The organism is Microbacterium sp. ZW CA_36 (assembly GCF_044987475.1).
In the GTDB taxonomy this organism is placed as follows: domain Bacteria; phylum Actinomycetota; class Actinomycetes; order Actinomycetales; family Microbacteriaceae; genus Microbacterium.
In genome coordinates, this window is sequence record NZ_JBJDRL010000103.1 from 1 (window position 1) to 7,819 (window position 7,819).

The 7,819-nt window shown below is 71.1% G+C and carries 7 protein-coding genes and 1 pseudogene; 5 read left to right on the forward strand and 3 right to left on the reverse strand.

Translation table 11 applies throughout. The features are described 5' to 3' along the window. A pseudogene (locus ACI3KX_RS21315) lies at nucleotides 1-272 on the reverse strand (ABC transporter); the annotation flags it as partial. Between the two features lie 195 nt (nucleotides 273-467). Between ACI3KX_RS21315 and ACI3KX_RS21320 the strand changes: the two are divergent. The 4 genes from ACI3KX_RS21320 to ACI3KX_RS21335 all read left to right on the forward strand — a co-directional run bounded on the left by ACI3KX_RS21320 (nucleotide 468) and on the right by ACI3KX_RS21335 (nucleotide 3,886). Beyond that, the gene (locus tag ACI3KX_RS21320) at nucleotides 468-1,160 is read left to right on the forward strand and encodes a phosphocholine cytidylyltransferase family protein (RefSeq protein WP_349427156.1); all 693 of its coding nucleotides are present in this window, start codon (nucleotides 468-470) and stop codon (nucleotides 1,158-1,160) included. Nucleotides 1,161-1,223: 63 nt separating this feature from the next. After that, nucleotides 1,224-2,132 (forward strand): hypothetical protein, encoded by a 909-nt coding sequence (locus ACI3KX_RS21325; RefSeq protein WP_349427155.1) that lies wholly within the window; start codon nucleotides 1,224-1,226, stop codon nucleotides 2,130-2,132. 40 nt (nucleotides 2,133-2,172) lie between these two features. Further along, nucleotides 2,173-2,409, forward strand: a complete 237-nt coding sequence (locus ACI3KX_RS21330) for a hypothetical protein (RefSeq protein WP_404910999.1) — start codon at nucleotides 2,173-2,175, stop codon at nucleotides 2,407-2,409. An 85-nt stretch (nucleotides 2,410-2,494) separates the two neighbouring features. Continuing rightward, entirely contained in the window at nucleotides 2,495-3,886 is a 1,392-nt protein-coding gene (locus ACI3KX_RS21335) for a phosphotransferase (protein WP_404911000.1), read from the forward strand. 35 nt (nucleotides 3,887-3,921) lie between these two features. Here the strand turns inward: ACI3KX_RS21335 and ACI3KX_RS21340 are convergent, their stop codons facing one another. Beyond that, on the reverse strand, nucleotides 3,922-5,202 hold the full coding sequence (locus ACI3KX_RS21340) for a CDP-glycerol glycerophosphotransferase family protein (RefSeq protein ID WP_404911001.1): 1,281 nt from the start codon (nucleotides 5,200-5,202) through the stop codon (nucleotides 3,922-3,924). A 98-nt stretch (nucleotides 5,203-5,300) separates the two neighbouring features. Between ACI3KX_RS21340 and ACI3KX_RS21345 the strand changes: the two genes are divergently transcribed. After that, complete coding sequence (locus tag ACI3KX_RS21345; RefSeq protein WP_404911002.1) at nucleotides 5,301-6,338, forward strand: glycosyltransferase family 2 protein; 1,038 nt, start codon at nucleotides 5,301-5,303, stop codon at nucleotides 6,336-6,338. A 21-nt stretch (nucleotides 6,339-6,359) separates the two neighbouring features. Here ACI3KX_RS21345 and ACI3KX_RS21350 read toward each other — a convergent pair whose 3' ends face one another. Further along, nucleotides 6,360-7,811, reverse strand: coding sequence for a CDP-glycerol glycerophosphotransferase family protein (locus ACI3KX_RS21350; protein WP_404911003.1), 1,452 nt, complete (start codon nucleotides 7,809-7,811; stop codon nucleotides 6,360-6,362). Nucleotides 7,812-7,819 lie beyond the last annotated feature (8 nt).

Genomic DNA, 7,819 nt, shown 5'->3' on the forward strand with positions numbered 1-7,819 from the left:
CGCCGGCTCCCGACAAGCCCCGCCGCCCGCCGCTTCCGAGCGATCTGGAGCTCGCCGCGAGCGCTGCCGCCGGGATCGGGCTGCGGCTCGGCACTGCGCGGAGCGCGCTTCTTGCGTGGGGCGTCCTTGTCGGAGCGAGGCTTGCGCGGCGGGCGGCGGGGCTTGTCGGGAGCCGGCGGTACCGTTTCGGCGAGGCGCATCACGCGCGCAGCGGAGTGACGGTCCGGCTCTTCCGGATCGATGTCATTCGGCACCGGGAGGGAGGCTGTCACCCAACCAACGTATCAAGCGGTCCTGATGGTGGGGCAGTCCGTGTCGCCGCGTCGCGGCATTCGCGTTATGTCACGAATCGGCAACGGGAGCCCATCATTCTGCACCTTCACAGGGGTCATCGATAGCATGGACCCGGCACGAAGGGGTGTCGCGCCGGTGAACCGGCAGTGAATCGCGTACTTCAGGAGAAGACTTTGACCCTTCAGACCGTAATCCTCGCAGCCGGAATGGGCTCGCGTCTCGGCCGCAGCCTTCCCAAACCGCTCACCGAGCTGAACGACGGCCGCAGCATCATGCAGCAGCAGCACGACAACATCCGCGCGGCGTTCGGCAATGACGCCCGGATCACCACCGTCGTCGGCTACCGTGCCGAGACCATCGTCGAGGCCTTCCCTCACGTCGACTACGTCTACAACGACCGCTACGACCAGACCAACACGTCCAAGAGCCTGCTCCGCGCCCTCGCGAAGACCGGCAAGGGAGGCGTGCTCTGGATGAACGGCGACGTCGTCTTCGACCCGCGCGTCCTGGGCCGTGCCATCGAGCTCATCGAGCGCGACCAGTCGTTCGTCACCGTCAACACCTCGAAGGTGAGCGACGAGGAGGTCAAGTACACGGTCACGCCGGAGGGCCACATCAAGGAGCTCTCGAAGACCGTCAAGGGCGGCATCGGCGAGGCCGTGGGCATCAACTACGTCTCGAGCCGCGACAAGAAGGCGTTCATGCGCCACCTGACGCGTGTCGACGACCAGGACTACTTCGAGCGCGGCCTCGAGCTCGCGATCGCCGAGGACGGCGTGCTGCTCGAACCGCTCGACATCTCGGACCTGTACGCCGTAGAGGTGGACTTCGCCGAAGACCTCGAGCGCGCGAACCTCTACGTCTGACCCCTCAGCGCTGGCCTGTCAACCCGGGCCGACGCCCGGATCCGGGCGCATAGACTCGGCGCGATGAGCGAGAAGGTCCACCGCATCCACTCGCTGCCCGGCGACTCGCCGTGGCAGGGAGGTCTGCCGCCCACCGGGTCGGACGAGCACCCGTTCACCGTCCGCGCGCTCGACCGCGTGCTGTCGATCCAGCGGCCGGTCGTGCTCGCGCACCTGCGCAGCATCCGCCTGCGGCATCCGGATGCCTCCCCCGCCGACATCGTCCGCATCCTCGAGCGCCGCTACCTCGCGGCCGTGACAACCGGCGGCGCAGCGGTCGGCGCGACCGCCGTCGTCCCCGGCATCGGCACGGGAGTCACCCTCGCGCTCAGCGGCGTCGAGACTGTGGCGTTCCTCGAGGCGACCACCCTGTTCGCCCAGTCGGTCACCGAGGTGCACGGCATCCCGGTCTCGGATCCCGACCGCGCGCGGGCGCTGGTGCTGACCCTCATGCTGGGCAAAGAAGGCGTCGACCTCGTCGCGCAGCTGGCCGGTCAGGCGGCCGGACGCGGTCCGAGCCGTGCCGGATACTGGGGCGAGCTCGTCACCAAGTCGCTCCCCCGCGCCGCAGTGGGCCCGCTCGTAGACCGGCTCAAGTCGACGTTCATCCGGCAGTTCGCGGCTCGCGGCGGCGCGTCATGGATCGGCAAGGCGCTGCCCTTCGGCATCGGCGCCGCGATCGGCGGCGCCGGCAACAACATCCTGGGGCGCCGCGTCCTCGTCGGCTCCCGGCGCGCGTTCGGCGCGCCGCCGCTCCAGCTGCCGCCGGAGCTCGAGCCGCGACCCGGTGCCGACCGCGTGGAGCGCCTCGCCGGTCGCGGCATCCGTCGCGCCGGAGGTTTCGTGATCGGCGGCGTGACCCGCGGGACGGCGGCGGTCGGCAACGTCGTACGCCGCAGGAGGCCCGAGATCGAGGCTCCGCCCGCCGACTGATGTGATCCTGCCCGCGTTCGCGCGGGGTGAGAATGGCGTCATGGGTCTGTTCAGCCAGCTTCCAGAAGAACCCTCCGAATGGGCAGGGCTGCCCTCCGAGCCCGAGCGCACCGACAGCCAGGCGGAGCGGCTGGCCGAAGCCGCCGCCGTCGATCTCGGCGGCCTCGGTGTCGGCGATCTCGGGCTCGGCGCCGCTCCGGCCGTCGAGTCCATCATCATCCCCGTGGCGCCCGTCATCGAGATCGCCGAGTCGCAGGAGTCGGGCGAGGACGCGTAGCCCGAGCCCGTTGCCAGGGCGCACACTGCAAGCGCTTGCACGCCCACCTCGACATGCCGGCCGTCCCGGGCATACGCTCACAGGTATGGACAGCACCCTGGCGTGCCTGGCGGCGTGGATGCCGCGGCAGCGGTGGTACGCCGCGAAAGGGCGTCCGCCGAGCCTGCGCCTGGTGTCGTGGTGGGACCTCACCGCCGACCCCGACGACCCCGCCGAGACAGCGGGCGGAGCCCGCATCCGCACGTTCCTGGTCGCCGACGAGGGGGCCCTTCCCGCGGTGCTGTACCAGATCCCCGTCGTCGAGCGAGCGACCGAGACCGTGGACGCGGACCCCGACCACATCATCGGCAGCCCCGCGCCTGGCACGACGTTCATCGACGGCCCGTTCGACCCCGCCTACGCCAACTCGCTCCTGCGCCTCATCGCCCGCGGCGGCACGGCCCGTGGACCGCAGACGACCGCGATCGGACGCGTGGCCGCGCTCGGCGGCGCACCGGCCGAGGCCACGGCCCGGGTGATCAGCGGTGAGCAGTCCAACACGTCGCTCATCTACGAGGGCGTCGGCACCCCCGTGATCTGCAAGGTGTACCGGCAGCTTCACGCCGGGCTGAATCCCGACATCGAGCTGCAGGAGGCCCTGGCGCGCGCCGGGTCGCCCCACGTGCCGCGGACCATCGGGTCGATCGAAGGCACGTGGCCCGACCTCGCCACGGCACACGGCAGTGTGCGCGGTTCGCTCGCCTTCGCCCAGGAGTACCTGCCCGGCGTCGACGATGCGTGGCGGGTCGCACTCCTCGCTGCGGCGAAGGGCGAGGACTTCCGCGACGCGGCGCGCGCCCTGGGCGCTGCGACGGCCCACGTCCATGTCGCGCTGTCGCAGTGCTTCCCCACGCGGACCGCGACCGCAGCCGATCGCGATGCCACCGCTGCGACCTGGGAACGTCGGTTCGCGATCGCGATGGCGGAGGTGCCCGAGATCGCGGGCCAGCGGGATGCCGCGACAGCGGTGTACCGTCGCGCGCTCGAGGTGCCCTGGCCGCCGCTGCAGCGGATACACGGCGACTATCACCTCGGCCAGGTGCTCCACTCGCCCGACCGCGGCTGGGTGGTCGTCGACTTCGAAGGGGAACCGCTCAGGCCGATGGCCGAGCGCACGCAGCCCGATTTCGCGCTGCGGGATGTCGCGGGGATGCTCCGCTCGTTCGACTACGTCGCCGGGTCGCTTCGCCTGGACCATCCCGAGCGGTCGGCCGATGCGGTGCGGGCCTGGGCTCTCGATGCGCGAGCGGCGTTCGTCGAGGGCTATGCGGCGACCTCGGGGAACGGCCTCGACCCCCGGCATCCGCTCCTGGCCGCACTCGAACTCGACAAAGCGGTGTACGAGGCGATCTACGAAGCGCGCAACCGGCCGACGTGGGTCGCGATCCCGCTGCGGGCGATCTCGCGGCTCGTCGAGCGTCCAGCCCCGGTGGCCTGAGCTTCGCGAGAGCCCGCGCTCGGACGCCCTGTCGCTCAGCCCTCTTCGTCGAGGTCGGCCTCGTCCTCTTGCTCATCGTCGTCGCTGTCGGCGACCGAGCGGGCGTACCAGGCCTCCCAGTCGTCCATGAGTCCTTGCACGGCCTCTTGGAACCGCGCCGTCGCGGCACCCGGAGTGGTGTCGCCGAAGTATCGTGTCACCCACTCCTCGAGACGCGCGACCGCCTCGGGGTCGCCCAGCACGCGTTCCGTCTCAGCGACGATGTCGGCGGCGGCCGAGGCATCCAGCCATTCGCACGCCGACAGGTAGCCGTGCGTGTCGATGGCCGCGGCGGGGTCGGCCGGTCGGGTGATCAGCAGCGGCCTGTCGGCCGCGAGTCGGTCGTAGACCATCGCGGAGATGTCGACGATCGCGACGTCGGCGGCGGCCAGCTGCCAGCCGAGGTCGGGTCCGTCGTCGAAGACGTGCTGCGCGGCGGGATCGGCTGCATTGGCCGCGGCAAGGGCGGCGATGATGCGCTTGTTCGCGGCGCCGTACTCGTGGTTCACCACGCCCGATCGCGGGTGCGGGCGGTAGATGACCCGGTGGCGTCCGGTCGCGAGCAGGGCGCCGACCAGCGCCTCGCCGTGCGTTGCGATGGAGCCGTAGTGCGCCGAAGGCCGATCGCCCTCCCAGGTGGGCGCGTAGAGCACCACGGTGCGCTCGTCGGGGGTGTACGGCAGGGTGCCCGAGTAGTGGTCCGCCTGCGGCCGGCCGATCTCGATCGTGCGCCGGTCGATGTCGTAGTCCCACAGCACCCGCGACAGCCGCTCGCGCGCCGCGTCGCCCGCGATCATCGCGTAGTCGTACGCCTTGTACTGGTTCGTGGTCATGTACATCTTGTCGGACTCGCCGTGGTTGATGAACACGTGCCAGCGGCGCCCGTAGCGGAACATCTGGAAGTTGCGCGTGTTCTGGTTCACGTACAGCACGACGCGGATGTCCTGCTTGGCGATGAAGCGCTCGAGGTCCCGCACCGTCGGCACGAAGGCGACCGGCAGTGCGCCGTCGGCGAGGAGCGCCTCGGCACCCGTCGCGGCACGGCTGAGCACGACGACGGGCCAGGTCTTCGCCAGTCCGGCGAGCGGCTTGTACCACTGCCGCATCTGGTACATGTTGACCGCGCCGTCGGCGAAGTACACCGCGACCCGGTAGTGGAACGGCGGATGCTGCGGCCGGGCCGCGAGCGTGCGCCGCACGTCGATCACGGCCGAGCGATTGCGCACCGCCTTGCGGACGAGCGCGACCGCCTTCTTTCCATCCGAGACGAGACCCACGCGTCCAGCCTACCCAGCGGCACCCATGACATGATCGACGCGTGCATGTCGAGCAACACGGGCGCAGGGACGCTCCGGTCCCTCCGCCCGGTGCCGGTGTGAGCTTCGTGATGCCGGTGCTCAATGAGCGCGACTACCTGCGACGCGCGGTCGAGACCGTGCTGGCGCAGGATGTGCCGGGTCCGACGGAGCTGATCCTGGCGCTGGGTCCGTCCACCGACGGCACGAGCGAACTGGCTCGCGAGCTCGCCCGGGACGATGACCGCATCGTGCTGATCGACAACCCCGCCGCCGACATCCCGATCGGCCTCAATCTCGCGATCGGCGCCGGGCGGTACGCCACCGTGGTCCGGGTCGACGCGCATTCCGAACTCGAGCCCAGCTATGCCCGCAGCGCCCTCGCGACGCTCGCGCGGGTCCGCGCCGCGAACGTCGGCGGGGTCATGCGCGCGGACGGGCGCACGCCCTTCCAGCGGGCGGTCGCGCGCGCCTACAACTCCCCCATCGGGCTGGGCGGCGGCGCGTACCACGGCGGCACGCAGGAGGGCGAGGCCGAGTCGGCGTATCTGGGCGTCATACGCCGCGCGGTGCTCGACGAGGTGGGCCTGTTCGATGAGAGCATCCGTCGAGGCGAGGACTGGGAGCTGAACCTCCGCATCCGTCGTGCCGGCTACCGTGTGTGGTTCGACCCGAGCCTGGCGGTCACGTACTGGCCGCGCGAGAGCTGGACGCGGCTGGTGCGCCAGTTCTCGGCCACCGGACGCTGGCGCGGCGAGCTGGTCCGCCGGTTCGGGCGCGGCAACTCCCTGCGCTTCTTCGCTCCGCCCGCACTCGTGCTCACGATCCTTCTGGGGCTCGTCGTCGCCGCGCTGCAGCTGACGGGCGTGCTGCAGGGATGGTGGGCGGTGGCGACATCCGTCGTGTATCTCCCCGTGATCGCGTACGCGATCCTCATCGTCGGCGTCGCCGCCGGCCGCGGCGGCGGACACGGCTGGCGCGACAAGCTCTGGACCGCGGCCGTGCTGCCGAGCATGCACCTCGCGTGGGGCTGGGGGTTCCTGCTCGGCGTGATCGGCGGCGCGCACGACACAGTCGACACGTCACGACTGGGCAGCCGCAACACGCCGCTGCCGTGATGTCGATCCGGCCCGCGTGCGTCAGATCTCGATGAACCCCTGATCCAGGATCCGCGTCACGACCCGCTCGGCGGCATGCCCGTCGTCGCGGGCGTTGAACTTCTCCCGCCACTGCGCGTACCGGTCGGCGTAGGCGTCCGCGTCATCGGCGGCGAGCGCCGCGACCAGCTCGTCCTGCGTGCGCACCATCGGGCCCGGTGCGTGTGCGGCGAGATCGAAGTAGAACCCGCGCAGCTCGCCGCGGTAGTGCTCCATGTCGGGCACGAGGAAGTACATCGGCTTGCCGGTCACCGAGAAGTCGAACATCACTGACGAGTAGTCGGTGACGAGGGCGTCCGCGACGAGCAGCAGCAGCGAGGTGTCGGGGAAGCCGGTCACGTCGATCACGCGGGGGCCTTCGGCATCTCTTCCGGGAAGAAGCGTGCGCGAATGGCCGCGCACGAGCACGACGGCGTCGGTCGCGGCGGCGAGCGCACCCGGGTCGACGAAGTCGACGATCTGGTCGCGGTCGTCGCGCCACGTCGGCGCGTACAGCACCACCTTCTCGCCGGGACGGATGCCGAGCGCCTCCCGTGTCGCGGTCCCGTCGCCGCGCGTGAGCACGTCGTTTCGCGGGTAGCCCTCGACCCAGACCGGGCGGGTGAGGAACGCATAGGCCTTGCCGAGGATGCGCGCGGCGTACGGGTTCTGGGCGAGCAGCACGTTCCAGCGGCGCGATTCGCGCACCACGGCGGCCATGCGACGCGGGTCGAAACCCGGGCGGTGCAGCGCGAGCCGTTTCAGCGGCGTGCCATGCCACGTCTGCAGCACCACCTGGCCCTTGCGTCTCGCGAACCGCCGTCGCAGCCAGTCGTTGACCACGAGCAGCCGTGCCGCGCCGCGGGCGCGCCACCATTCGGGGCTGCCCTCGATGACGGGGATCGCGCCGTCCGGCACCGCGATCGACAGGTCGACCACGCTCCAGTACCGCGTGACATGGGGCGCTCGGCGCGCGAGCTCGCGATCGATCGCGAGCGGGTTGCAGCTGGCGTTGCGCCCGTAGAAGCTCTCGAAGAACACGGCGTTCTCGAAGCCGGAGGCCGGGCGTGTGGCGTACCGGCGCTCGAGGGCGTCCTGCCCCTCGCCCGAGTCGTACGCAGGATTGATGGGCGGGCTCACGCGCAGCGTCCACCCCTCCAGGGCCGCGCGCAGCGTGCCCAGCTGCGTGACGGGCAGCCCCTCGGGCGGACGCACGGCGCTTCCCTCGGCATCCGCGATCCGCACCTCGTACGACCCCGACGGCAGCGGCAGCTCCGGGCCGCCCCAGCGGGCGGCGCGCAGCGGCAGCGTCGCCTTCCATGTCTTGCCGCGCCCGGTCACGCGTGCGGTGACCTGGGCGCGGGCGCCGACGATCTCGACGGATGCGGGTCGCTCCCCCTCGCCCGCGAGCACCAGAGCAGGCACCTCGTCCGTCGTGAAGCTCGCCTCGATCATCCGGTTCC

What these genes read in the sequence shown, in the direction of transcription:
- ACI3KX_RS21325 (WP_349427155.1), top strand. Translation starts at nt 1,224, where the DNA reads ATGAGCGAGAAGGTCCACCGCATCCACTCGCTGCCCGGCGACTCGCCG.
- ACI3KX_RS21330 (WP_404910999.1), top strand. Translation starts at nt 2,173, where the DNA reads ATGGGTCTGTTCAGCCAGCTTCCAGAAGAACCCTCCGAATGGGCAGGG.
- ACI3KX_RS21335 (WP_404911000.1), top strand. Translation starts at nt 2,495, where the DNA reads ATGGACAGCACCCTGGCGTGCCTGGCGGCGTGGATGCCGCGGCAGCGG.
- ACI3KX_RS21350 (WP_404911003.1), bottom strand. Translation starts at nt 7,811, where the DNA reads ATGATCGAGGCGAGCTTCACGACGGACGAGGTGCCTGCTCTGGTGCTC.